The 24,120-nt window shown below is 66.3% G+C and carries 26 protein-coding genes; 5 read left to right on the forward strand and 21 right to left on the reverse strand.

Annotation, left to right across the window (positions count from 1 at the left end; all coding sequences use genetic code 11):
• The 14 genes from nuoH to BLT73_RS00795 form a co-directional block, all read right to left on the reverse strand.
• Entirely contained in the window at positions 1-1,062 is a 1,062-nt protein-coding gene (gene nuoH, locus BLT73_RS00730) for an NADH-quinone oxidoreductase subunit NuoH (protein WP_090519982.1), read from the reverse strand.
• Positions 1,055-1,849, reverse strand: a complete 795-nt coding sequence (locus BLT73_RS00735; protein ID WP_090519984.1) for a hypothetical protein — start codon at positions 1,847-1,849, stop codon at positions 1,055-1,057. Before BLT73_RS00735 ends, nuoH begins: the two co-directional genes overlap by 8 nt.
• A 6-nt stretch (positions 1,850-1,855) precedes the next feature.
• Positions 1,856-3,880, reverse strand: coding sequence for an NADH-quinone oxidoreductase subunit NuoG (gene nuoG / locus BLT73_RS00740; protein WP_090519985.1), 2,025 nt, complete (start codon positions 3,878-3,880; stop codon positions 1,856-1,858).
• A 10-nt stretch (positions 3,881-3,890) separates the two neighbouring features.
• Positions 3,891-4,298, reverse strand: coding sequence for a DUF5333 domain-containing protein (locus BLT73_RS00745; RefSeq protein WP_090519986.1), 408 nt, complete (start codon positions 4,296-4,298; stop codon positions 3,891-3,893).
• 255 nt (positions 4,299-4,553) lie between these two features.
• Entirely contained in the window at positions 4,554-5,363 is an 810-nt protein-coding gene (locus BLT73_RS00750; RefSeq protein ID WP_090519988.1) for a class I SAM-dependent methyltransferase, read from the reverse strand.
• A 2-nt stretch (positions 5,364-5,365) separates the two neighbouring features.
• The gene (gene nuoF, locus BLT73_RS00755; protein WP_090519989.1) at positions 5,366-6,661 is read right to left on the reverse strand and encodes an NADH-quinone oxidoreductase subunit NuoF; all 1,296 of its coding nucleotides are present in this window, start codon (positions 6,659-6,661) and stop codon (positions 5,366-5,368) included.
• Positions 6,662-6,668: 7 nt separating this feature from the next.
• Positions 6,669-6,896 carry a DUF5337 family protein gene (locus BLT73_RS00760; protein ID WP_090519990.1) on the reverse strand — a complete coding sequence of 76 codons (228 nt, stop codon included), beginning with the start codon at positions 6,894-6,896 and terminating at the stop codon, positions 6,669-6,671.
• Positions 6,896-8,131 (reverse strand): hypothetical protein, encoded by a 1,236-nt coding sequence (locus BLT73_RS00765; protein WP_090519992.1) that lies wholly within the window; start codon positions 8,129-8,131, stop codon positions 6,896-6,898. The genes BLT73_RS00760 and BLT73_RS00765 overlap by 1 nt, the downstream gene beginning before the upstream one ends.
• Before the next feature lie 26 nt (positions 8,132-8,157).
• Entirely contained in the window at positions 8,158-9,297 is a 1,140-nt protein-coding gene (locus BLT73_RS00770; RefSeq protein WP_090519994.1) for an NADH-quinone oxidoreductase subunit E, read from the reverse strand.
• A 42-nt stretch (positions 9,298-9,339) separates the two neighbouring features.
• Positions 9,340-9,606 (reverse strand): hypothetical protein, encoded by a 267-nt coding sequence (locus BLT73_RS00775; protein WP_143025601.1) that lies wholly within the window; start codon positions 9,604-9,606, stop codon positions 9,340-9,342.
• Positions 9,603-10,838: an NADH-quinone oxidoreductase subunit D gene (locus BLT73_RS00780; protein ID WP_090519996.1), complete on the reverse strand. Its 1,236-nt coding sequence runs from the start codon at positions 10,836-10,838 to the stop codon at positions 9,603-9,605. Before BLT73_RS00780 ends, BLT73_RS00775 begins: the two co-directional genes overlap by 4 nt.
• A 59-nt stretch (positions 10,839-10,897) precedes the next feature.
• Entirely contained in the window at positions 10,898-11,524 is a 627-nt protein-coding gene (locus tag BLT73_RS00785; RefSeq protein ID WP_090519998.1) for an NADH-quinone oxidoreductase subunit C, read from the reverse strand.
• Between the two features lie 3 nt (positions 11,525-11,527).
• A complete protein-coding gene (locus BLT73_RS00790) occupies positions 11,528-12,061 on the reverse strand; it encodes a NuoB/complex I 20 kDa subunit family protein (RefSeq protein WP_090520000.1) in 534 nt (177 codons plus the stop codon).
• Positions 12,052-12,417, reverse strand: a complete 366-nt coding sequence (locus BLT73_RS00795; RefSeq protein ID WP_090520002.1) for an NADH-quinone oxidoreductase subunit A — start codon at positions 12,415-12,417, stop codon at positions 12,052-12,054. Before BLT73_RS00795 ends, BLT73_RS00790 begins: the two co-directional genes overlap by 10 nt.
• A gap of 397 nt (positions 12,418-12,814) precedes the next feature.
• On the opposite strand from BLT73_RS00795, the gene BLT73_RS00800 reads away from it, so the two are divergent.
• The 3 genes from BLT73_RS00800 to BLT73_RS00810 all read left to right on the forward strand — a co-directional run bounded on the left by BLT73_RS00800 (position 12,815) and on the right by BLT73_RS00810 (position 15,127).
• Positions 12,815-13,066 (forward strand): GlsB/YeaQ/YmgE family stress response membrane protein, encoded by a 252-nt coding sequence (locus tag BLT73_RS00800; RefSeq protein ID WP_090520003.1) that lies wholly within the window; start codon positions 12,815-12,817, stop codon positions 13,064-13,066.
• A gap of 113 nt (positions 13,067-13,179) precedes the next feature.
• Positions 13,180-14,808 (forward strand): MFS transporter, encoded by a 1,629-nt coding sequence (locus tag BLT73_RS00805; protein ID WP_090520005.1) that lies wholly within the window; start codon positions 13,180-13,182, stop codon positions 14,806-14,808.
• Position 14,809: 1 nt separating this feature from the next.
• Positions 14,810-15,127: an HNH endonuclease gene (locus BLT73_RS00810; RefSeq protein ID WP_090520006.1), complete on the forward strand. Its 318-nt coding sequence runs from the start codon at positions 14,810-14,812 to the stop codon at positions 15,125-15,127.
• A gap of 5 nt (positions 15,128-15,132) precedes the next feature.
• On the opposite strand, the gene BLT73_RS00815 is transcribed toward BLT73_RS00810, so the two are convergent.
• Together BLT73_RS00815 and BLT73_RS00820 are read right to left on the reverse strand one after the other, a co-directional pair.
• Positions 15,133-15,669: an adenine phosphoribosyltransferase gene (locus BLT73_RS00815; RefSeq protein WP_090520008.1), complete on the reverse strand. Its 537-nt coding sequence runs from the start codon at positions 15,667-15,669 to the stop codon at positions 15,133-15,135.
• A complete protein-coding gene (locus BLT73_RS00820; protein ID WP_090520887.1) occupies positions 15,666-16,265 on the reverse strand; it encodes a flavin reductase family protein in 600 nt (199 codons plus the stop codon). The genes BLT73_RS00815 and BLT73_RS00820 overlap by 4 nt, the downstream gene beginning before the upstream one ends.
• Positions 16,266-16,390: 125 nt before the next feature.
• Between BLT73_RS00820 and BLT73_RS00825 the strand changes: the two genes are divergently transcribed.
• Positions 16,391-16,888 (forward strand): GNAT family N-acetyltransferase, encoded by a 498-nt coding sequence (locus tag BLT73_RS00825; RefSeq protein ID WP_281246286.1) that lies wholly within the window; start codon positions 16,391-16,393, stop codon positions 16,886-16,888.
• 54 nt (positions 16,889-16,942) lie between these two features.
• On the forward strand, positions 16,943-17,740 hold the full coding sequence (locus tag BLT73_RS00830) for an EcsC family protein (RefSeq protein ID WP_090520010.1): 798 nt from the start codon (positions 16,943-16,945) through the stop codon (positions 17,738-17,740).
• Between the two features lie 4 nt (positions 17,741-17,744).
• On the opposite strand, the gene BLT73_RS00835 is transcribed toward BLT73_RS00830, so the two are convergent.
• Genes BLT73_RS00835 through BLT73_RS00855 form a run of 5 tightly spaced genes read right to left on the reverse strand, consistent with a single transcriptional unit; the run spans position 17,745 to position 24,102 of the window.
• Positions 17,745-19,274: an ATP-dependent DNA helicase gene (locus BLT73_RS00835; protein ID WP_090520011.1), complete on the reverse strand. Its 1,530-nt coding sequence runs from the start codon at positions 19,272-19,274 to the stop codon at positions 17,745-17,747.
• Positions 19,275-19,329: 55 nt separating this feature from the next.
• Positions 19,330-20,913 (reverse strand): ABC transporter ATP-binding protein, encoded by a 1,584-nt coding sequence (locus BLT73_RS00840; RefSeq protein WP_090520012.1) that lies wholly within the window; start codon positions 20,911-20,913, stop codon positions 19,330-19,332.
• Positions 20,910-21,725: an ABC transporter permease gene (locus tag BLT73_RS00845; protein ID WP_090520014.1), complete on the reverse strand. Its 816-nt coding sequence runs from the start codon at positions 21,723-21,725 to the stop codon at positions 20,910-20,912. Before BLT73_RS00845 ends, BLT73_RS00840 begins: the two co-directional genes overlap by 4 nt.
• Entirely contained in the window at positions 21,722-22,663 is a 942-nt protein-coding gene (locus BLT73_RS00850) for an ABC transporter permease (RefSeq protein ID WP_090520015.1), read from the reverse strand. The genes BLT73_RS00845 and BLT73_RS00850 overlap by 4 nt, the downstream gene beginning before the upstream one ends.
• Before the next feature lie 41 nt (positions 22,664-22,704).
• The gene (locus tag BLT73_RS00855; protein ID WP_090520018.1) at positions 22,705-24,102 is read right to left on the reverse strand and encodes an FAD-binding oxidoreductase; all 1,398 of its coding nucleotides are present in this window, start codon (positions 24,100-24,102) and stop codon (positions 22,705-22,707) included.
• Between the last annotated feature and the right edge of the window lie 18 nt (positions 24,103-24,120).

The raw sequence follows: 24,120 nt of genomic DNA on the forward strand, positions 1-24,120 counted from the left end.
TCAGCCTCCGGTTACAGCCGCACCAACGGGTGCAATCACGTCCCAGCGGGTCCAGAACCCGCCGAGGATCTCATAGCGCGCGAAGATCGCCACCAGCACCACCCAGCCGAGCGACAGGGGCAGGAACACCTTCCAGCCGATCCGCATGAGCTGGTCATAGCGATAGCGCGGCACGATGGCCTTCATCATCCCGAACATGAAGAACCAGAACCACATCTTGATGACCATCCACAGCGCCCCATCCGGCAGGAACGGCACCGGCGACAGCCAGCCGCCAAAGAACAGGAGCGAGATCAGCGCGCACATCAGGAAGATGGCGATATATTCCCCGGCCATGAACAGAAGATACGGGGTCGAGGAATATTCGACCATGTGGCCGGCGACGAGTTCGGATTCGGCCTCGGCCAGATCAAAAGGCGGGCGGTTGGTCTCGGCAAGCGCGCTGACAAAGAACAGCACCAGCATCGGCAGATGCGGCAGCCAGTACCAGCTCAGCAGCCCGGCCCCGCGCTGCGATTCGACGATCACCGACAGGTTCATGGAGCCCGCCGAGATGATGATCCCAATGATGATCAGCCCCATGCTGACCTCGTAGGAAATCATCTGCGAGGCGGAGCGCAGCGAGGCGAGGAACGGGTATTTCGAGTTCGACGCCCATCCGCCCATGATCGTGCCGTACACCTCCAGCGAGGACATGGCGAAGATGAACAGGACGCCGACATTGATATTGGCCATCACCCAGCCGGGGCTGAACGGCACCGCGACAAAGGCGATCAGTGCCAGCGTCATCGACAGGAACGGGGCCAGGAAGAAGACGAACTTGTCGGCCCCCGCCGGGATCACGATTTCCTTGACCACGTATTTCAGCGCATCGGCGAAAGTCTGGAGCAGCCCCCAGGGACCGACCACGTTCGGGCCGCGCCGCATCTGGACGGCGGCCCAGATCTTGCGGTCGCCATAGACCATGAAGATCAGCGAGCCCATGACGAAGGCGATGATGGCCAGTCCCTGGCCCAGCATGATGATCGCGTAACCCAGCGAGGATGCCCAGAACTCAGCCATTCGTTTCCGTCCCTTCCACAGGCCCGACCGCGACACGGGCGGGAACACCGTTCGCCCTGCACTCCTGCAAGGTCTTGTCTCTTTCCATGACCCGCAGCCCGAGCGGCAGGTCCGTCGACATCGTAAAGACCGATTCCACCGTCAGCACGCCGTTCCGTTCGCTGGAGAGCGTTCGTATATGGCGTCCATAGGGCGTTTTTGTTGTCCTCGACCAGGCGGCGAGCGTGCAGGTGGCATAGGCGAAGGCGGTGCTTTCGTCCACCCCTTCACGCAACTGGACAACGACCGAGACAAGCTCCGCCGCGCCGGAACCGCCCTTTCCGATGACGCGCACCTGATTGCCCCGGAACATCTCCGGCTCTGCCCGGACGATCCGGGCGGGAAGCGCCGACCGGCGCCGTTCGGCGAATGTTTTCAGCGCGATCTCCTGCGCCGTGGGCGGGCGCGGCAGATCCTCCAGCGGGATGGTGTCGTCCGTGACCAGAATATCGGTCAGGCTGTACATCGCCGCGTCGGACTGGCGCAGCGTGGCCCGCCCGCGATCTGAATCGATCTCGGTTTTCGTGACCGAGCCGTCATTTTCCAGAATCAGCATCTCGCCGCTGCGGGTCGAGACCCCGGCGAGGATGGAGGTATCCGCCGTCGGCCCCTCCAGCCGGACCGGGATGGTGGGCGGTTTCGCGCGCGGCGGCTGTGCCAGCCCGCCATTGGACGGGCCGGCACAGCCGGCCAGAACGGCCATCGCCGCGACGATCGCGGCTCCGCTGATCTGGCCCCGGCCCGTCACTGCGCCCTACTCCGCCGCCATTCCGGGCAACTCGCCCCGCGCGGCCGCCATTGCCGACAATTCGCCCATCAAGGCGGACGCCCTCGCGATCGGATTGGTCAGGTAGAAATCCCGAATGGCATAGCGGAAATCGGCCGTCCTGAGATCCGCCTTGTCGAGCGCCACCACCTCGTTCACCGGCACCTCGCCGACCTTCCCCAGATGCGGCACCTCCGCGATCATCGCGCGACGGAGCGCCGCCAGGCTGTCCCAGGGCAGTGTCGCGCCCAGTTCGGCCGACAGTGCCCGCAGGATCGCCCAGTTCTCCTTGGCCTCGCCCGGCGCGAAATTGGCGCGCATGGCAAGCTGCGGGCGGCCTTCGGTGTTGACGAACAGGCCGTTCTCCTCGGTATAGCAGGCACCGGGCAGGATCAGGTCGGCGCGATGCGCGCCGCGATCACCATGGCTGCCCTGATAGATCACGAAGGCGCCCTGATCTATATCGACCTCGTCCGCGCCAAGATTATAGATCACCTCGGCCCCGTCGATGGCGGCATCCAGACCACCCTCCGTCACTGCGCCAACATCCATCGCCCCAACGCGACCGGCAGCCGTGTGCAGCACCAGCAACTTCGAGTTGGAGTTTTCGGCCAGCTTCATCGCATGGGCCAGAACAGCCGCGCCATCCGCCTCGCGGATCGCGCCCTGACCGACAATCACCAGGGTCGGCTTGTCGCGGGTCTCGTCGCTGATCTCTCGCGAGGAGAGCTTTTCCAGCGCCGCGCGATCCGCGCCAAGATGCGCATAATCATAGGTCAGATCGACCGCCTCTCCGATCAGCCCGATCTGCGCCCCGCGCGACCAGGCCCGGCGGATGCGCGCGTTCAGCACCGGCGCCTCGGTCCGCGGATTGGTGCCGATCAACTGGATCATCGAGGCATCGTCGATATCCGCAATGGTCGCGGTGCCGACATAGGCAGACCGGTTGCCGATCGGCAGGCGCGCGCCATCGACCCGGCATTCGACCTTGCCGCCCAAGCCCTCGATCAATGTCTTGAGGCTGAAGGCCGCTTCAGCCGGGACCAGATCACCGACCAGCCCGGCGACGACCTTGCCCTTCATCGCATTGGCGGCGGCCGACAGCGCCTCCGGCCAGCTTGCCGGACGCAACTTGCCGTTCTCGCGGATATAGGGACGGTCCAGCCGTTGACGGCGCAGCCCGTCCCAGATGAAGCGGGTCTTGTCGTTGATCCATTCCTCGTTCACCGCATCATTGTTCCGCGGCAGGATGCGCATCACCTCGCGCCCCTTGGTGTCGATGCGGATATTGCTGCCCATCGCGTCCATCACGTCGATGGATTCGGTCTTGGACAGCTCCCACGGGCGCGCCGTGAAGGCATAGGGCTTCGACACGAGTGCGCCGACCGGGCAGAGATCAATGATATTGCCCTGCATGTTCGAGTTCAGCGTCTCGTTCAGATAAGACGTGATCTCGCTGTCCTCGCCGCGGCCGGTCTGGCCCATCTGGGTGATGCCCGCAACTTCGGTCGTAAAGCGGACACAGCGTGTGCACGAGATACAGCGCGTCATGTGGGTTTCGACCAGCGGGCCGAGATCCAGATCCTCCGACGCCCGCTTGGGTTCGCGATAGCGGCTGAAATCGACGCCGTAAGCCACCGCCTGATCCTGCAGGTCGCATTCGCCGCCCTGGTCGCAGATCGGGCAGTCCAGCGGGTGGTTGATGAGCAGGAACTCCATCACCCCCTCGCGCGCCTTCTTGACCATGGGCGAGTTGGTGCGGATCTCGGAAGGCGCGCCATCCTTGCCGGGGCGCAGATCCTTGACCTGCATCGCACAGGATGCGGCTGGCTTGGGCGGGCCGCCGACCACCTCGACCAGGCACATGCGGCAATTGCCGGCAATCGACAGCCGCTCGTGATAGCAGAAGCGCGGCACCTCGATCCCGGCCAGTTCGCAGGCCTGGATCAGGGTCAGGTTCGGATCGACCTCGATTTCCTTGCCGTCGATCTTGATTGTGCGCAGATCTGCCATGTCACTGTCCTTACTTGGCCACCAGAAGCGATCCGGCGACCGACTTGCTTGCAATTTCGGCCCGCCCGATGCGGCAGAAGGAGTCCGCATCCCCCTCGGCCGCGCCGTTGCGGGTCAGATAATCCTCGGCCACGCCATAGATGCGGGCCTTGTCGGGCTTGCTGTCGAGAAAGGCGTCGATCTGGGCCTCGGAATAGCCCCTATCCCGCGCATAGCGTTTCAGCGCCCGCGCCTGGCTCCAGGCATAGACGATGCGGGCGTCGATGGACGGGCATTCCCGGCGGATCCGATCCGCGATCCGGGCCGAGATCAGCCGGTCGTTGATATATTTCTCCTGGCTCAGCGGCGCCTGCGCCAGAACCGGCGCGGCGGCGGCGAAAACGCTTGCGGTCAGGGCGGTTGCAATCAGGTTTTTCATGGCTCGTGCCTCCATATGTCGATGCAAGCCGCCATATCACGGCTGGCCGCCAGCGGCCCGACACGGAGGGGTGAGCGCCGCGTGAGGAGCGCCTGACCAGCATGAGGCCCTGCCATCACACGTCCCTCCCTGCGCAACGAGCATCGGACACCGTCGGGTCGCGCTCCAAGCACGAGCAATTGGCCGGAACGCGCACGTTCGCCGGCCAGACGGCCTGGGACACGCGCGCGCCGCCACAGGTCTCGAGCTCACGCTTCACGTCGAAACTTTCACCGGTGCCAGTGGCACGGCGTTTTCCATCGCCGCTCCGGCGAACAGGGAAAAGCCGTCGCCAATCACCTTGCGCGGAAGATGGAACTCGAAGCTTTCGTTGAAACGATCGACGCCATAGTCGCGCATCTCGACATCAACCCAATCGGACAGAATCTCGTCATAGTGACGCGACAGCTTATCGTTCTCCGGATCGAGACCGGTGACCAGCACCAGCCCGGTCGGCGCGCAGGCCAGCACGGTCAGCGTCAGATCAGGGCGGTATTTGCGCAGCACCGGAAGCAGCTTCCACACATCGCCGGTCCACGCATCCCTTGGCAGGTGGTTGAGATCGCGCGTCTGAATCGTGAAGTTGTACGGGCAGCAATCATGCAGTGCCAGCACGGCACCCTCGCGGCAGTTCCGTTCTGCATTGATGAAATCGCGCAGCAGGTATTCGAAGAGATGCATCCCGTCCAGAAAGCCGAACGAGATCTTCATGTCATTCCGCTTCAGGAAATCGCGCTCGAAAAATTCGTCGGAGCCGCATTGGAAGACATGCAGTTCCGGTTTGACGCCGATCGCGTTGTCTTTGACGCGAAAGTAGGGATCGACCGCAACCGTCCGAGACCGGGATGGATATAGACTGTGACCGTTGCAGGTTCCGATTTCGAAATAGAGATCGAACAGCAACTTCTCATGCACGGATCTCAAGAACTTGATGTAGTGCATCCCGCTGGCCTTCTTCCAGGCCGGACCGTCTGCCGCTTCGGTCCCTTCCTCGCTCTCGAGCATGTCCTTCACCGTCGTATCCATCCTTATTCTGCCGCCATCGCGCCCATGCGCCCGGTTTTCCTGGCCTTCAGCCGGTCCTCGATCTCGCCCCGGAAATTGCGGATCAGCCCCTGGATCGGCCAGGCGGCCGCGTCGCCCAGGGCGCAGATCGTGTGGCCCTCGACCTGCTTGGTGACATCCAGCAGCATGTCGATCTCCTCGACCTCGGCCTCGCCCGAAACCAGGCGCTCCATCACCCGCATCATCCAGCCGGTGCCCTCGCGGCAGGGCGTGCACTGCCCGCAGCTTTCATGCTTGAAGAATTTCGACAGGCGCCAGACCGCCTTGATGACATCCGTGTCCTGATCCATCACGATCATGCAGGCGGTGCCGAAGCTGGATTTCAGCTCCTTCATGCCGTCATAATCCATGATCGCGCTCTCGCACATCTCGGCGGTCAGGATCGGGCAGGACGCACCGCCCGGAATGATCGCCTTGAGGTTCTTCCAGCCGCCCCGAATGCCGCCGCCATGCTTGTCGATCAGCTCCTTCATCGGGATCGACATGGCTTCTTCGACGACGCAGGGCGTGTTCACATGGCCGGTCAGGCCGAACAGCTTGGTGCCGGCATTGTTCGGGCGGCCAAACCCCGCAAACCATTCCGGGCCGCGGCGCAGGATTTCCGGCACCACGGCAATGGATTCGACATTGTTCACCGTGGTCGGGCAGCCATAGAGTCCCGCCCCAGCAGGAAACGGCGGCTTCATCCGCGGCATGCCCTTCTTGCCCTCGAGGCTCTCCAGCAGCGCGGTTTCCTCGCCGCAGATGTAAGCACCGGCGCCATGATTGACATAGAAGTCGAAATCCCAGCCAGAGCCTGCCGCATTCCGGCCCAGCAAACCCGCATCGTAGCATTCATCGATTGCGGTCTGCAGCGCCTCGCGCTCGCGAATGAACTCGCCACGGATATAGAGATAGCAGGCATGTGCCCCCATCGCGAAGCTGGCGATCAGCGCGCCTTCGATCAGCGTATGCGGGTCATGCCGCATGATCTCGCGATCCTTGCAGGTCGCGGGTTCCGATTCGTCACCATTGATGACCAGATAGGCCGGGCGGCCATCGGATTCCTTGGGCATGAAGGACCATTTCAGCCCGGTCGGGAACCCCGCACCGCCGCGCCCGCGCAGGCCCGAGGCCTTCATCTCCTCGACGATCTTGTCGCGGCCGCGTGCGATGATGTCGGCCGTGCCATCCCAGCATCCGCGTGACCGCGCGCCCTTCAGCGTGCGCTCGCCCATCCCGTAGATGTTTCGGAATATGCGGTCCTGATCCTTCAGCATTGCGTCGTCATCCTTCCTTGCCCGGCTGCGCCCCGCGCCGCCAGATACGCCAGGTCACGAGCAGCGACCAGACAAAACCACCAATCGCGGCGAGATCCGCGAGGAAAGCGTATTGCACAGGCCAGCCATAGCGCCGCCCCGCCCAGTTCGCGGCCAGCCACAGCAGCGCCGTCGCCGCCATGACCACGGCGGCAAGGCGAAGCTGGTTCGCGTCCTGACGGGGCCGGTCGGCCATCAATACACCTCGCCCTTGTCAACGCGGCGCGAGAACTCCGTCTCGCCGCCTGCCGCGAGGACTTTCGCCTGTGCGACCCAGTCATCCGAGCGGATCCGCCCGCCCATGCGCCCGATCAGCTCGGCAAACCGGTCGATATCGCTCTCCGCCCACCCGGCAATCTGCGCAAAGCTGGTCACGCCATTTTCATGCAGAAGCTTTTCGAGCTGCGGCCCGACGCCCTTGATCTCCTTGAGATCATCGGGCCCGGACGACGACGGCGTGGCCGAGCCAGGCGCCGCGGCCGATGCATCGGCTTTCTTCTTGCCGGATTTCGCGGATTTCGCCGGCTTGTCGGCCTTGCCCGCCTTGTCAGCCTTTTTGGACTTCGCAGGCTTCGCGGGCTTCTCCGCCTTGTCGGCTTTCTTCTTTTTTCCCGATTTCGCCGGTTTCTCTGCTTTCGGCGCCTTGGTCTTCGCCGGATTCGGCGCATTCACTGTGGACTCCGCTGCCTGCTCCGCCGGAATCGCGGCCTGGCCCGAGGGCGAGACCTGCGCATCAGCCGCCGTGTCAGAGCTTGCGGCCTCGCCCGCCTGGGGATCATAGAACGCAGCCGCGCGCGCCCGGTCCGGTTTGCCTGCCTCCGGCGCACGGCTCTGCCCCGCAGGCCGATCCGCATCGCCGTCGCCTGACAGGGAGGAGAGCGCCTTCTTGCCGCGCGCGGCAACCGCTCCCATCGCGTCCTTCACCGCGTCTCCGGCGCGCTCCAGACGGTCCTCGGCCCGCTCCAGCAGACCATCGCCGTCATCGTCATCTCCGTGACGCGACCCGTCCAGCGTATCTTGCCGCCGCGGCGCATCAGGCCGGTCATCGCCTGTCCGCGCCTGCGCGGCATCCTCGCGGTTGTCCTCGCCATCGCGCGCATCGCGCAGCGCCTCACGCCCCTTGGAGACCGCGGACACGGCCCCGGTCGCGATGGCCGAACTGGCATCGACCACCGCGCGCTCGGCACGCTCCAGCAGGCCGCCCTCGTCCTCATGCGCCACATGTTCGGGCCGTCCGGTCAGCACCTCCGCATCCTCGGCCACCCCGCCGCGCCCGTCGCAGATCAGCCAGCGCAGCATTCCGCCCAGCAAAAACAGGGTTATCAACCCCAGGAAGAACCCGCCGAAAAACATGCCACTGAATATCCACACCAGCAGACCGACCACCGCAGCGGCCAGCCAGCAGTTTCGAGAGCATTCATTCTTCAGCATACGTCACCCCGTTGTTGCGGTTGATCCTAGCTGCCCGTGCCTTTTCGTTTATTGACGATCTCGCGGGCCTGCCTGACCCACGCATCGCGTGACACCCTGCCCTTGAAGCCTTCCAGATTCTGGTCGACCCAGGCAACCTCCTCATCTGCCCAGGCCGCTACCTGGTCAAAATGATAGAAGCCGAGGCTGTGCAGCAACTCCTCCAGTTTCGGGCCGACACCGCTGATCTGTTTCAGATCGTCTGGCTGTCCCGCGCGCGGCGCACCGAGACCCTGCGGACGCCGTCCTTGCGTCTGAGCCGCAGCCGCATCCTGATCGCTCTCGACATCGGCGGCCGATTCCGCCTCGGCCTCCTGTTCGGTCACGCCGGTCTCATCGACGGGCTGGCCCGCCGCCGGGCGCGGCTCGTCCTCGACCTGGGCGTTTTCGCCGGCCTGGTCGTCGCTCGCCGCATCGGGCTGGCTGACCCAGGGCGTCAGGATCGGCACTTCGGTTCCGTCGATGCGCTTGATCGTGTCGCCGAGCCGCGCGGCCAGGGCGACCGAGGCGTTGTATTCATTGGCCGGCGGAAGCAGATCGGTCAGCGCGTTCTGGCCCTTTTTCGGTTCGCTGGAATAGCGCCCCTCCTGCGGGCCGGGCAGTGGCACCTGGCCCCCCGCCAACGCATCGATGAGTTGCGCCAGCTTCTCCGATGTCAGATCCTCGTAGAAATCCTTGCCGATCTGCGCCATCGGGGCGTTGGAGCACGCGCCCAGACATTCGACCTCCTCCCAGGAGAACCGCCCGTCATCCGAAAGCGTATGCGGCTGCGCGGCGATCTTTTCCTTGCAGATCGCGATCAGCTCGCCCGATCCGCAGATCATGCAGGTGGTGGTGCCGCAGATCTGGATATGCGCGACCGAGCCGACCGGGTGCAACTGGAACATGAAATAGAAGGTCGCCACCTCCAAGGCCCGGATATAAGCCATGCCGAGCAGATCGGCGCAGTATTCGATCGCCGGACGGCTGAGCCAGCCCTCCTGTTCCTGGGCGCGCCACAGCACCGGGATGATCGCCGACTGCTGGCGGCCTTCGGGATATTTGGTCATCTGCGCCCGCGCCCATTCAAGGTTTGCTGGCGTGAACTCGAAGGAGTCCGGCTGGATTGGGCTGAGGCGGCGAAGCATCGTCTTCTATCCGTTCTTTGTCTTTCACTGACCCGCCGCGCGTCACCGCGCCGGCATGGCCCCGCTGCATGAGATCGCCCGGTCGCTGGCGGCCGGAGCGTGGGAGCTGATCGTCACGGCCGCACCCGTCCGGGCCAGCTCGGCCAGAACGGCCCCTGCCCGCGCCTGCGACCGTGCCGCGCAATTCTGGGCGGCGAACATGCCCAGTACATAGTCTTCGTTGCGTTCCGGTGACAGGCCCACCGGATCGCGCCCGCATCCGGCGACGGCAAGCGCCGCCAGCCCCGCCATGCAGGCAAGGCGGATCACCGGTCCACCTCGCCGAACACGATGTCGAGCGTCGCGATGAAGGCCGGGATGTCGGACAGCATATGCCCCGTGGCCATCCAGTCCATCGATTGGAGATGCGCAAATCCCGGCGCGCGCAGCTTGGCGCGATACGGTTTGTTGGTCCCGTCACTGACCAGATAGACACCGAACTCGCCCTTCGGTGCCTCGACCGCCGCGTAGACTTCGCCGGCGGGAACCTTGAAGCCCTCGGTATACAGCTTGAAGTGGTGGATCAGGCTTTCCATGTCCTGCTTCATCTCGCTGCGGCGGGGCGGCGTCAGCTTGCCGCGCGCCAGCACATCGCCGGGCGTCGCGCGCAGTTTTTCGCAGGCCTGCTTGATGATCTTCACCGATTCCCGACACTCGGCCATGCGGACCAGATAGCGGTCATAGCAATCGCCGTTCTTGCCGACCGGAATCTGGAAGTCATATTCGTCATAGCCGTCATAGGGCTGCGATTTGCGCAGATCCCAGGCCAGGCCCGAGCCGCGCACCATCACGCCGGAATATCCCCAGTTCAGCGCGTCCTGCTCGGTCACGACACCGATATCGACGAGACGCTGCTTGAAGATCCGGTTTTCCGTCAGCAGCCCGTCCAGATCGTCCAGAAGATCGGGGAAGCTCTCGCACCATTCCTCGATATCGTCGATCAGATCCGGCGGCAGGTCTTCATGCACACCACCCGGCCGGTAATAGGCCATATGCAGCCGCGCGCCCGAGGCCCGTTCGCAGAACACCATCAGCTCTTCGCGCGCCTTGAACCCCCAAAGCGGCGGGGTCAGCGCGCCGATATCCATCGCCCCAGTCGTCACCCCCAGCATATGGTTCAGAATGCGTCCGATCTCGTCGAACAGAACCCGGATGATCTTTGCGCGGGGCGGAATCTCGATCCCCGTCAGCTTCTCGATCGCCAGACACCAGGCATGTTCCTGATTCTGAGGTGCCGCGTAATCCAACCGGTCGAAATAGGGCAGGTTCTGGAGATAGGTCCGGCTCTCCATGAGCTTCTCGGTGCCGCGATGCAGCAGCCCGATATGCGGATCGGCGCGTTCCACGATCTCACCGTCAAGCTCCACCACCATGCGCAGCACGCCATGCGCCGCCGGGTGCTGGGGGCCGAAATTGATATTGAAGTTCCGGATCGCCTGTTCGTCCGTGCGGACATCGCTCGATCCGTCGTCATAGCTGTTCACGCGAATATCGCCGTCCATGACCTACCCCTTTTTGCCCGGCACCGGGCGCAACCGCATCGCTGCTTCGCCGCCTCCGCTCATTTCGGCGCCTCATCGGATTTCTCATCGCCTGGCAGCACGTATTTCGCGCCCTCCCAGGGCGACAGGAAATCGAACTGCCGGTATTCCTGGGTCAGCTTGACCGGCTCGTAGACCACGCGCTTGAGCGCCTCGTCATAGCGGACCTCGACATAGCCGGTGGTCGGGAAGTCCTTGCGCAGCGGGTGACCTCGGAAGCCGTAATCGGTCAGGATCCGGCGCAGATCCGGGTGGCCCGAGAACATGATGCCGAACAGGTCGAACACCTCGCGCTCATACCAGTCCGCGCCGGGGAACAGCCCGGTCAGAGACGGGACAAGCTCATCATCGCGGATGGCGATCTTCACCCGGATGCGCTGATTGCGATACATCGACAGGAACTGATAGACCACGTCGAACCGCGCCGGACGTTCGGGATGGTCCACCGCGGTGATGTCGATCAGCGTCGAGAAGCGGCAATTGGCATCGGATTGCAGGAACTCGATCACCCGCAGCAGACCCGGCGGCGCAACGACGACGGTCAGCTCCTCGATCGCGATATCGGCCGAGAGCACGTCATCGGCAAAGCGGACCTGCAGCAGTTCCGCCAGGTCGTTCAGCGCATCGGTGTCAGGATAAAGGGCCATGGCTCACCTCACCAGCGTGCCGGTGCGGCGGATGCGCCGCTGCAATTGCAGGATGCCGTAAAGCAGCGCCTCGGCCGTGGGCGGGCAGCCCGGCACATAGATATCCACCGGCACGATCCGGTCACATCCGCGCACGACGGAATAGCTGTAATGGTAATACCCGCCGCCATTGGCGCAGGATCCCATGGAGATGACATAGCGCGGCTCTGGCATCTGGTCATAGACCTTGCGCAGCGCCGGGGCCATCTTGTTGGTCAGCGTGCCAGCGACGATCATCAGGTCCGACTGGCGCGGAGAGGCGCGCGGCGCCGTGCCGAAGCGTTCCACGTCATAGCGCGGCATCGAGACCTGCATCATCTCGATCGCACAGCACGCCAGCCCGAACGTCATCCAGTGCAGCGAGCCGTTGCGCGCCCAGTTGATGATGTCCTCGGTCGTGGTCAGCAGGAAGCCCTTGTCCTGCAATTCATTCGACAGTTCGCGCACCTGCACGTCGCGGTCGGCGGCGGCGGTGTTCTGTCCGACCATCACGCCCATTCCAATGCCCCCTTCTTCCACTCATAGGCAAAGCCCACGGTCAGCACGCCGAGAAACAGCATCATGCCCCAGAAGGCCACGTCGGACAGGCCGTGGAAGCTGACCGCCCAGGGAAACAGGAACGCCACCTCGAGATCGAAGATGATGAACAGGATCGCCACGAGGTAGAATCGCACATCGAATTTCATGCGCGCATCGTCGAACGCCTCGAAGCCGCATTCATAGGCCGACACCTTCTCGGGGTCCGGGTTGCGGACCGCAAGCACCGCCGCCGCGGCCAGCAGGATCAGGGCAAGGGCCGAAGCCATGGCGACGAAGACCAGGATCGGCAGATATTCGGACAGAAGATAGTCCACTTTTCGGGCTCCCTTGTGCCGCAATCGGTCCCGACTGCGTTTGGGTTGGGCTAATGCCCGTTTAGACCTGCCATAGGACAGGGTCAACTCGACCGGGGCCGATTCGGGCCGGGCTGCAGGCCATTTTCGTCACTCTATCCCGACCGGCGATGCGCGGCAAAATCCGCTGGTCCCATGCGCTGCCACAGCGGCAATCCGAGGTCCCCGTCGGCGAGGCTGCCCGAGACGCACGCGCCACCCGGCGCGCGGCCGCCGGGACTGATCCGAAACATGCGTCGGAAAACGGTCCGGTTCAGATATTGCTGTTTGTGATCGGAACCTTGCGCCAAGACGCGCGTTGCTGGGACAGAAACCGCCGGAACATGTCCGGCGGTCCCAAGACAAAAGGGAAGGTTCCATGGGTATCATCGTTGCGATCATCGTGGGTGCGATTGCGGGCTGGCTGGCGGGTCAGATCGTCAAGGGCCACGGCCACGGCATTCTGGTCAACATCGTCGTCGGCATCGTCGGCGCGCTTATCGCCTCGTTCCTGTTCCCGGCGATCGGTCTGGCCGGCGAATCCAGCAACATCATCATGCAGATCATCTGGGCGACCATCGGTGCGGTGATCCTGCTCGTGATCCTGCGCCTCATCAACCGCGCCACCTGAGTTCTTAGCGAGTTGACTGCCGGGCGGGGTTTCGCCCGGACATGTGTTTCATGTGGTTTTGCCCCCCGCAAGCTTCTTGCGGGGGGTTGTTTTTGAGGGCAGAGTTTCGGGCAATGCCAAGCCAGTCCCCCACCTTCGCGCCATTCCGGCATAGCGCCTATCGCAGATTATGGTCGGCGACGCTGGTCTCCAATTTCGGGGGTCTGGTGCAGGCGGTCAGCGCCGCCTGGCTGATGACGCAGATCACCAGCAATGCCACGCTGATTGCCCTGGTCCAGGCATCGAACACCTTGCCGATCATGCTGTTCGCGCTCGTCTCCGGGGCGTTGTCGGATATGTTCGACCGCCGCCAGATCATGCTCGCCGCCATCTCCTTCATGGCGGTGATGTCGGCGGTTCTTGCCATCGTGACCTGGCAGGGTGGCATCACCCCATGGCTGCTGCTGGGGTTCACCTTCCTGATCGGCCTGGGCCAGGCGCTGCACAACCCGCCCTGGCAGGCCTCGGTCGGCGACCTGGTCCCGCGCGAGGATCTGCCGCAGGCGGTGACGCTGAATTCCGTGGGCTTCAACCTGATGCGCTCGGTCGGCCCGGCGGCGGGCGGGCTGATCGTCGCGGCCTGGGGGGCGGCGGTCGGATTTGCCGTCAACGCCTTGAGCTATATCCCGCTGCTGATCTCGTTGCTGCGCTGGAAGCCGGATTACCCGCCCCGCCAGGTCGCGCGGGAGCCCTTTGTCTCGGCCGTCGGCGCCGGGCTGCGCTATGTCGCGCTGTCGCCCAATCTGGTCCGTGTCCTGACCCGCTCGGCCGGGTTCGGGCTGACCGCCGCGGCGCTGCTGGCGCTGCTGCCGCTGGTGGCGAAATCCCACCCCGAGGGCGGCTCGCTGCTGTTTGGCGTGTTGCTGGGCTGCTTCGGCGCGGGCGCCATCATCGGGGCGCTGACCAACACCGCCCTCCGCAAGCGGCTGAACAATGAATGGATCGTGCGCAGCGGGATGCTGGTATTCGCCGCCTGCCTGCTGACGCTGGGGCTGACCGGCAGCGTGTGGAGCCACGCCTTCGCCATGTTTCCCGCCGGCATGGCCTGGGTGCTGACGCTGTCGCTGTTCAATGTGACCGTCCAGCTTTCCACACCCCGCTGGGTGGTGGCCCGCGCCCTTGCGCTCTATCAGACTGCCACATTCGGGGGCATGGCCGCGGGGGCCTGGATCTGGGGCAGCGTGGCCGAGGCGTCGGGTCACCAGGATGCGCTGACCGCCGCGGGGATCGCGCTGATCCTGCCCGCGTTGCTGGGCATCGCCATGCCGATGCCGGAATTCAGCCAGTCTGACCTGTCCCCCGCCAACCGCTTCCGCGAGCCGGTGCTGGGGCTCGACCTGCGCGGCCGGTCGGGTCCGATCATGGTGATGGTCGATTACCACATCGCGCCTGAGGATACCGAGACCTTCCTGGATCTGATGATCCGGCGCCGCGACATCCGCCGCCGCGACGGCGCACGGTCCTGGGTGCTGCTGCGCGATCTGGAAAAGCCCGATCACTGGTCGGAGAGCTATCACATCGCCACCTGGGACGATTACATCCGCCACAACACCCGCCGTACCGTGGCCGATGCCGAGGTGGCGACGGCGCTGCGCGCGCTGCACCGCGACGAGGGCGGCCCGCAGATCCACCGCCTGATCGAACGGCACGACGTGGCATCCCACGCCGATGTGCCGCTGCGCGGCAAGATCGAGGTGCCGTGACATGGCGCGGCACGATCCGGCCGATGGCGCCCGGCAGTCACCGGACGACACGCCGGTCTGCCCGCTCTGCGACCGGCCGATCCCGCCGGATGTGCCGCAAAGCCGGCATCACCTGGTCCCGAAACTGCGCGGCGGCAAGGGCGGCCCCACGGTGCTGCTGCATCATGTCTGTCACAAGGTCATCCACAAGACGCTGAGCGAAACCGAGCTGGCCCGCCATTTCAACAGCGTGGCGGCGCTGCGCGCCCATCCCGAACTGGCGCGCTTCTATGGCTGGGTGGCGAAGCGGCCGCCCGGCTGGAACGGTCGCACGCGGTGAGGCCGCTATAGCCCCTCGAACTGGGTCAGCGTGTGGATCGGCATGCCCATCTCTTCCAGCCGCTTGCGCCCGCCAAGCTCCGGCAGGTCGATCACGAAGGCACAGCCGATCACCTCGGCGCCCAGCCGGGTGCACAGCTTGATCCCGGCCTCGGCCGTGCCGCCCGTGGCCAGCAGGTCATCGACGATCAGCACCCGCTCGCCCGGTTGCAGCGCGTCGTCATGGATTTCCATCACCGCCTCGCCATATTCCAGCTCATAGGCCTCGGAGATCACCGCGCCGGGCAGCTTGCCCTTCTTGCGGATCGGCACGAAACCGGTGGAGAGCTGATGCGCCACCGCCCCGCCCAGGATGAATCCCCGCGCCTCCAGCCCCGCCACCTTGTCGATGCGGGCGCCGGCAAAGCCGTGCAGCAACTGATCGACCGCCATGCGGAACCCGCGCGCGTCGGCAAACAGCGTGGTCACATCGCGGAAGATGATCCCCTCATGCGGGAAATCATGGATGCTGCGGATATAGTCCTTCACGGTTTTCGGGTTCATTGCGGACGCTCCATCTCGAACAGCTCATGGATGGCGGCGTAATCCTTGTAGCCCATCCGGGTCAGCCAGCCGTCGCCGCGCAGATCGAACCTTCCGTCCCGGACGCAGTCGTCGCGCAGATGCACGCCCGTGACGACACCCAGCACCAGCCAGTTCGCCTCTCCCGCCAGCCGGACGATCCGGGTCATGCGGCATTCCAGGCTGGCCGGGGCCGAGGCCACGCGCGCGCAGTCGATGGTCCGGCAGGGCGCGGCCTCGATCCCCGCCGCCTCGAACTCGCTCTGCCCGGCGGGCAGGGGCGCGCTCGATGCATTCATCTGATCCTTCATCGCGGCCGAGGCGATATTGACGCAGAACACCCCGCTTTCCGCGATCTGGGCCACGCTGTCCTTGGTGGTCTGACGGTCGGGCTTGGTGTTGGTCGAGGCGAACATCACCTGCGGCGGCGTATAGGCCACGGCGTTGAAAAAGCTGTAGGGCGCCAGGTTGTCGCCATCCGTCCCGCGGGTCGAGATCCAGCCGATGGGACGCGGCGCGACGATGGCGTTGAACGGGTTATGCGGCAGGCCGTGACCGTTTTCAGGTTGGTAGAACATGGCGCCTCCTTCGGAGGCCGCATCCTGCCCGCGCCCCGCCCGGCCGTCCACCCGATTCTTGCAAATTCCGCCGGTCATGCTTAGGCATCCCCGCACATCGCGCGCAGCGCGGCGGGGGAGGCCAGGTGGACGTCAGCACTGAACAACCGGAGGACTGGCACGAGGTCGAGCTGCTGATGGATCTGTGCTTCGCCCCGGGCCGGACGGCGCTCTCCTCCTATCGGCTGCGCGAGGACGTGGCGCCGGTGCGCGATCTGTGCCTGGTGCTGCGCGAGAGCGGCGTGCTGCGCGCCGCGATCCGCTATTGGCCGGTCCGCGTGGCGGATCACCTTGTGCTGCTGCTTGGCCCCATCGCCGTTCACCCCACTGCCCAGGGCGAGGGGCTGGGCGGCTGGCTGATGCAGGAAAGCCTGTCGCGTGCACGCGACGCAGGCTGGGAGCGGGTCATGCTGGTGGGCGATGCACCCTATTATTCCCGCTTCGGTTTCGCCCGGCTGGACGGGGTCGAGATGCCGCCCCCCACCAATCCCGATCGGGTGCTGGGGCTGGAACTCCGCGACGGGGCATGGGTTGACATCACGGGTCCGGTCTCGCGCGCCATCGGCCCCGCCCCGGCCGGTTGAGCGGGCGGGTGCAACCGGCCGGCGGATCCGGTCCAGACTGAAGGGATACAGCCCATGCCAGAACGTCCACCGCTCGTCCTGCCCCCGATCAGCGATCCCAGCGTTCTGGCCGAGATCGACCGGCTGGCCCGCCGCTATCTCGAAGCGCGCGGCCTGGCGATGGACCTGATTGACCGCGTCGGCGGGGGAGGCGAGGCGCTGATGAAGCGCATGCCGGGTTTCATGCGCAAGCGCCTCGACCGCGGCGTCGAGGCCGCGCTGCGCCGTACGTTTCGGGTCGCTTCCGCCTCGCGCGGTGTGCTGCGCGACCGCGGCGACTGGTTCAACCGGATGGGCACGACAGCGGCGGGCGCGGTCGGCGGGGCCGCCGGTCTGACCGGCGCGGTGGTCGAGCTGCCGGTCACGGTGACGATCCTGCTGCGCGCGATCCTGGAAATCGCCGATGAGCACGGTCTGGACACGCGCAGCGACGCCGTCCAGGCCGAGGCGCTGCGCGTCTTCGCCTCCGGCGGGCCGCTGTCCGAGGATGACGGCACCGATACCGGGCTTCTGGCCGCGCGGCTGACCGTCAGCGGGCGCACCTTGCAGACGCTGATCACCAGCCTCGCCCCGCAGATCGCCACCCGGCTGCTGGCCAAGGTGGGTGCGCAGGCCGTGCCGGTGCTGGGTGCCGTCGCCGGCGCCTCGATAAACTATGCCTTCGCCCGCTACTATCAGGAGATGGCGCGTGTGCATTTCGGCCTGCTGCGCCTGTCGCATGAGACCGGCCTGCCGCGCGAGGCGCTGATCGAACGGCTGCAAACCCGGATCGAGGCGCTGGAATCGGGTCCGCCGCCCGCGCGCCGCGCCTGATCCGTCAGCCCGCCTCGCGGTCGATCCGCTCCAGTTCCAGCGTCGAGACCGGCGCCGCCAGATCCTCGGTCCCCAGCCCTGCGGTCGGCCGCGCCAGCCGTGCCCGCGTCACCCAGAACAGGCGTTGCTGCGCCCGAGTGATCGCGACATAGGTCAGCCGCTTCCACAGCGGGATCCCGGCCTCGCTGCGGCCCGACCATGCGGCGGCCGAAATATCCGGCCCGAACACCTGCACATCGGGCCACTGGCTGCCCTGCGCCTTGTGGATCGTCACCGCCGCGCCGTGCAAGAAGCTGGCCCCCATCCGCGCCGCGAAGGGAATGAACGGCTCGTCCTCCTCCGGCATCTCGATCTTCACGATCGAGGCCGCCGACAGGCGTGGCTCTTCCGCCCCGATCACATGCAGCCGTGAGAAGCCGGGCTTCTTGCCGGGACCGAGATAGACCACCTGCGCGCCCTTGATCAGCCCCCGCGCCTCCAGGTCGATCCGTTTCTTGCGATGTTTCAGCGGCAGCTCCAGCCCGTCGCAGATCAGCGGCTCTCCTGGCAGCAGCGCGTCGCCCGGTGCACCGTAGGCGGCCCGGAACGCGGTAATCAGCCGGATGCGCGTGGCGTTGCGCCAGACCAGCACCGGGCTGCGCGCCATCAGATCGGATTCCACCCGCTCGGCCCAGATCACGCGCGGATCGCTGGCGGCGGCGTCGCGCACCAGCCGCTCGAACCCGGCGAAATCGACCTCCGGATCGCCGAGCGCATGGGCGAGGTCGAGGATCGGGCTGTCGCCGGCCTGCCGGTGGATGCGGTTCAGCACCAGCTTCTGCCGCGCGGCCAGACGGTCGAACACCATCTCGCCCGACTGTCCGACCGGCGCAAGCTGGGCCGGATCGCCGAACAGCACCAGCACCGGGAAAATCTCGCGCAGATCCTCGAATTGCCGTTCGTCCAGCATCGAGGATTCGTCGATCAGCCCGATATCCAGCCCGTCCTCGCGCCGCTTCCAGCCCTTGATGAAGTCCGATCCGCGCAGCCCGGCCGCCGCCAATGCGCCGGGGATGGAGGCATGCTGATCGTAGAACGCCCGCGCCCGGTCGAGCGCCTGATCCGTCAACCCCTCGATCACCGGGCGCTCGCCCGTGCCGGTCAGCCAATCGGCGATCTTTTCGTATTCGGGGTCATAGACCGGGGTATAGAGAATGCGGTGAATGGTCGTGGCCGGAACCCCGCGCATCCGCAGCACGAAGGCCGCCTTGTTGGTCGGGGCCAGCACCGCCACGGTGCGACGGTCCTTGCGCTTTCGGCCCTCGTAATCGCCGCTGATGAGATCCACCCCGGCCGCGCGCAACGCCTTGGTCAGCGCGGCCAGGATCATGGTCTTGCCCGACCCCGCCTTGCCGATCACCGCCAGCACCCGCGCCTTGCCGGGCTGGGGCGGCAGGATTTCTTCGGCCACCAGATCGACCCCGGCCGTGGCCAGCACCTCGGACAGCGTGTCCCAGGCCTCGGCCTGATCGGGAGAGAAGACGGGAAGGGTCATGTGCCGGGGGTAGCGCGCGCCGCACGCGAAGGGAAGCCCGCACACCCGGCGCGGCTCAGACGACACTCCAATCGGCGGGGATTTCCGGCATCGCCGCCATCAGCCGCCGTGTCGTGGCATGGGCGGGCTGGCCCATCACCCGTTCGGTCGGCCCCTGCTCGACGATCCCGCCGCGATCCATCACCAGCACCCGGTCGGTGACACCGCGCACCACGCCCAGATCATGGCTGATGAACAGATAGGCCATGCCGTGGCTGCGGCGCAGATCGGCCAGCAGGTCGAGCACCTGCGCGCGCACCTGCACATCGAGCGCGCTCACCGCCTCGTCCAGCACGATCAGCCGCGGCCGGATGATCAGCGCGCGGGCAATCGCCAGACGCTGCCGCTGGCCGCCCGAGAATTCATGGATATGCCGGCGCGCGGCGGAGGGATCGATCCCGACCTCCGACAGCGCCTCTGCGACCCGTTCTCGCCAGTTTCGGGGCCTTCCGGTCAGGTGAAACGGCTCGGCCAGCAACCTGTCCACGCGCCAGCGGGGATCGAAACTGCCGAACGGATCCTGGAACACGACCTGGACTTTCGCGCGCAGCGCGGCCGGCATCGCCCCACCCGGCCCGACCGCCTCTCCGTCCAGCCGGATCTCGCCGCCCTGCAACGGGTCCAGCCCGAGGATGGCGCGGGTCAGGGTCGATTTCCCGCAGCCGGATTCGCCCACCAGCCCGACCGATTCGCCGTCCTGAATGTCGAAACTGACCCCATCGACCGCCCTCAGCACCTCATGCGGCCCGAATGTCGTCCGGCGCGCCAGGACATATTCCCGCACCGCGTCGCGCACCGACAGGATCGGCGTGTCATCGGCCTGCGCCGTCACGCGGGCGGGGACATGTCGCGAGGCGGCAAACAGAGCGCGGGTATAGGGATGCTGCTGGTTGCGGAACAGCGCCTCGGTCTCGCCATTCTCGACCAGTTCGCCCTCGCGCATCACCGCCACCTGATCGGCTATGCCGGCCACGACCGCCAGATCATGGGTGATGAGCAGCAGCGACATCCCCGCCTCTCGCACCAGATCGCGCAAGAGATCGAGGATCTGCGCCTGCGTCGTGACGTCGAGCGCGGTGGTCGGCTCATCCGCGATCAGCAGATCCGGTGCCTCGGCAATGGCGAGCGCGATTGCCACGCGCTGCCGCTGCCCGCCCGACAGCTCATGCGGATAGAGCGTCAGCGGAAAGCGCGGCCCCGGCAGCCCGACCCGGTCCAGCCGGTCGCGGGCCCGCGCGCGCGCCGCCTCGCGCGACATGCGGTGATGGATGCGCAGCACCTCCGCCACCTGGTCGCCGATGGTCATAAGCGGGTTCAGCGCGGTCATCGGCTCCTGGAAGATCATGCCGATCCGGTTGCCGCGGATCCGGCACAGCGCGGATTCCGGCGTGGTCAGCAGGTTCTGCCCGTCCAGACGAACCGCGCCCCCGGCCACTGCGCCGCGTGGCAACAGCCCCATGATCGCCAGCGCCGTCATCGACTTGCCCGAACCGGACTCGCCCACCAGCCCGGTGATCTGTCCCGGCGCGAGCGTCAGATCCACATTGCGCAGGATCGGCGTGCCGCGGATCGCGACCGAGAGATTCTCCAGCGCGATCACGCCTGCATCACCTTCAGCCGCGGGTCGAGCGCGTCGCGCAGCCCGTCGCCCAGCAGGTTCAGCCCCAGCACGGTGGCGAAGATGCACAGACCCGGGATGATGGCGACATGCGGGGCGATGGTGACGAAGGTCTGCGCCTCGGCCAGCATCCGGCCCCAGCTTGGCGTGGGCGGCTGCGCGCCGAGTCCCACATAGGACAGCCCGGCCTCGGCCAGAATGCCCAGGCTGAACTGGATGGTACCCTGCACGATCAGCAGGTTCAGCGTGTTGGGCAGGATATGCTCCAGGCTGATCCGCAGCCGACCCTTGCCCGCCACCTGAGCGGCGCGGATGTAATCCAGCGTCCAGATCGGCATCGCCGCCCCGCGGGTGACGCGGGCGAAGACGGGGATGTTGAAGATGCCGATGGCGATGATGGCGTTGACAGCACTCGGCCCGAAGGCGGCAGTGATGAGGATCGCGATGACCAGCGACGGGAAGGCGAAGATCAGGTCATTGCCGCGCATGATGACCTCGTCCACCCAGCCGCCGCGCCCCGCCGCGGCCAGCAGGCCCAGCGGCACGCCGAACCCCATGCCGATGCCCACCGCCACCACCGCCACCGCGATGGAGGTCCGGGCCCCGACCATCACCATCGACAGGATGTCGCGGCCGAAATGATCCGTGCCCAGCCAATACGTGCCGGATAGCGGCTGCAGCTTGCTGGCCACCGCCATCTGACCCACGTCATGCGGGGTCCACAGGAAGGACAGCGCCGCCGCCAGCATCGCCAGACCGGCCAGGATGCCGCCAAGGATCAGGGTCCACCTCATCGCGTGCGCAGCCTCGGATCGACCGCGGCATAGGCCAGATCGACCAGGAAGGTCACGGCGATCACCGCCGCCACCAGCACCAGCACCGCCGATTGCACGACGATCAGGTCACGCTGGTTGATTGCCTGAAAGATCATCCGCCCCAGACCGGGCAGATAGAACACGTTCTCGATGATGATCGCCCCGGCCAGCAGGAACGAGAACTGCATCCCCATGATCGTCAGCACCGGGATCAGCGCGTTGCGCAGCGCGTGGCGACGCAGAGTCTTGCCCCGGCTCAGCCCCTTGGCCCGCGCGGTGCGGATGTAATCCTGGTCCATCGTCTCGATCAGCGCCGAGCGCAGCACCCGCGCCAGGATCGCCGCCTGCGGCAGCGCGAGCGCCACGGCGGGCAGCAAGAGCGACCGCAGCGCCGCCCCCGGCGCGTCCCAGCCGCCGAACCCGCCCGCAGGCAGCCAGCGCAGCCGGACCGCGAACAGCAGCACCAGCAGCATCGCGAACCAGAAATTCGGCAGCGCGATTCCGATCTGCGTCACCGACATGATCGCCGTGTCGCCCGCCTCGCCCCGGCGCGCCGCGGCGAACAGCCCGATCGGAAAGGCGATCAGCACCGCCAGCGCCAGCGCCATCAGCGCCAGCGGCAGCGAGACCTGCATCCGGTCGAGGATCATCCCCGTCACCGGGGTCTTGTAGGTAAAGCTCTGCCCCAGATCGCCCGACAGAATCTGCAAAAGCCAGCTTGCATAACGGACCGGCAGCGGCTGATCGAGGCCAAGCTGCGCGCGCAGCGCGGCCAGCGTCTCGGGCTGGGCGCCGGTGCCCAGCATGAAGGTCGCCGGATCGCCCGGCACCATCTCGACCAGCAGGAAAATCACCAGCGACGCCACCAACAGGCTGAGCGCAAGAGAGATCATCCGGCGGGCGAGATAGGGCAGCATGGACGAAGGCTAGGGCGCGGGACCGGGGCGGGCAAGTCCCCTCACGCCAGCACGGCGCCCGGATTCATGATCCCGGCCGGATCGAGCGCCGCCTTGATCGCCCGCATCGCGGCCAGCCGCGCCGGATCGGCCCATCGGGCCAGATCGGCGGTCTTCAGCCGCCCGACGCCGTGTTCGGCCGAAAATGATCCCCCGCGCGCCACCACCATCTGATGCACGTCATGCTGAATTTTTTCGCGCAGATCGTCGTAATCCGCCCGCTCGCGCCCCGGCGCGGGGAACACGTTGTAATGCAGATTGCCGTCGCCCAGATGGCCGAAACAGTTGATCCGCATGTCGCCCATCGCGGCGATCATCTGCCCGGCATCCGCGATGAAGCGCGGGATCTCGGACAAGGGCAGCGCGATGTCATGGCTGGAGATCGCCCCGATGCGCCGGTTCGCCTCGGGGATCTCCTCGCGCATCTGCCAGAACGCCTCCGCCTGCAGGCCGGACTGCGCGATCACGCCGTCCGTCACCAGCCCCGCTTCCGCGCCACGAATGAACAGCGCCTCCAGCGTGGCATCGGGATCGACCCCGCCCGGCAGCCCGATCTCGATCAGCACCATCCAGTCCGGCGGCGTGGCGAAGGGCTGGCGCAGATGCGGCAGCATCTCCTGCTGGAAGAGCAGCCCCTGCCCGGAGATCAGCTCGAACGCCGACACCGCGTCGCCCACCGCCTCGCCCGCCAGCCCCAGCAGCCGCAGCGCGGCGGCAGGATCCTCCACCACCATCAGCGCCACGCCGCGTGCGGCGGGCGGCGGAACCATGCGCAGGCTGGCGGCGGTGATGAGGCCCAGCGTGCCCTCCGCCCCGATCAGCAGATCGCGCAGATCATAGCCGGTATTGTCCTTCCTGAGCCGCTTCAGATCATGCATGACCGTGCCATCCGGCAGCACCGCCTCGATCCCCAGGCACAGCGCCCGCGCGGTGCCATAGCGCAGCGCGTTCACCCCGCCCGCATTGGCCGCCAGCACGCCGCCGATCTGCGCCGTGCCCTGCGACGCGATGGACAGCGGAAACAGCCGCCCCGCCGTCTCGGCCGCATCGCGCACGGCCTGCAGCGTGGCGCCCGATTCCGCGACCATCACGTTCTCCTGCGCCCAGAGATCGCGGATCGCCGTCATCCGTTCGAGCGACAGCAGCAGCGGTGCAGGACCGGATTGCATGACCTGACCCGCCACCAGCCCGGTGCCGCCACCCAACGGAACCACGCCGACCCGCGCCGCGGCACATGCCCGGATCACCGCGGCCGCCTCTTCGGTGTCGCGTGGTGCGGCCAGCAGACCGGCCTGCCCGACATAGCGCCCGCGCGGCTCCTCCAGATGGCGCGGCTCGATGGGCCGCAGCACGCCGTCGGGCAGCATTGCCGCCAGATCCGCGCCCGCATCGTTCAGCATCGTCTCACCCCTTCGCGC

The sequence above is a fragment of the Paracoccus isoporae genome (assembly GCF_900101865.1).
GTDB lineage: Bacteria > Pseudomonadota > Alphaproteobacteria > Rhodobacterales > Rhodobacteraceae > Paracoccus > Paracoccus isoporae.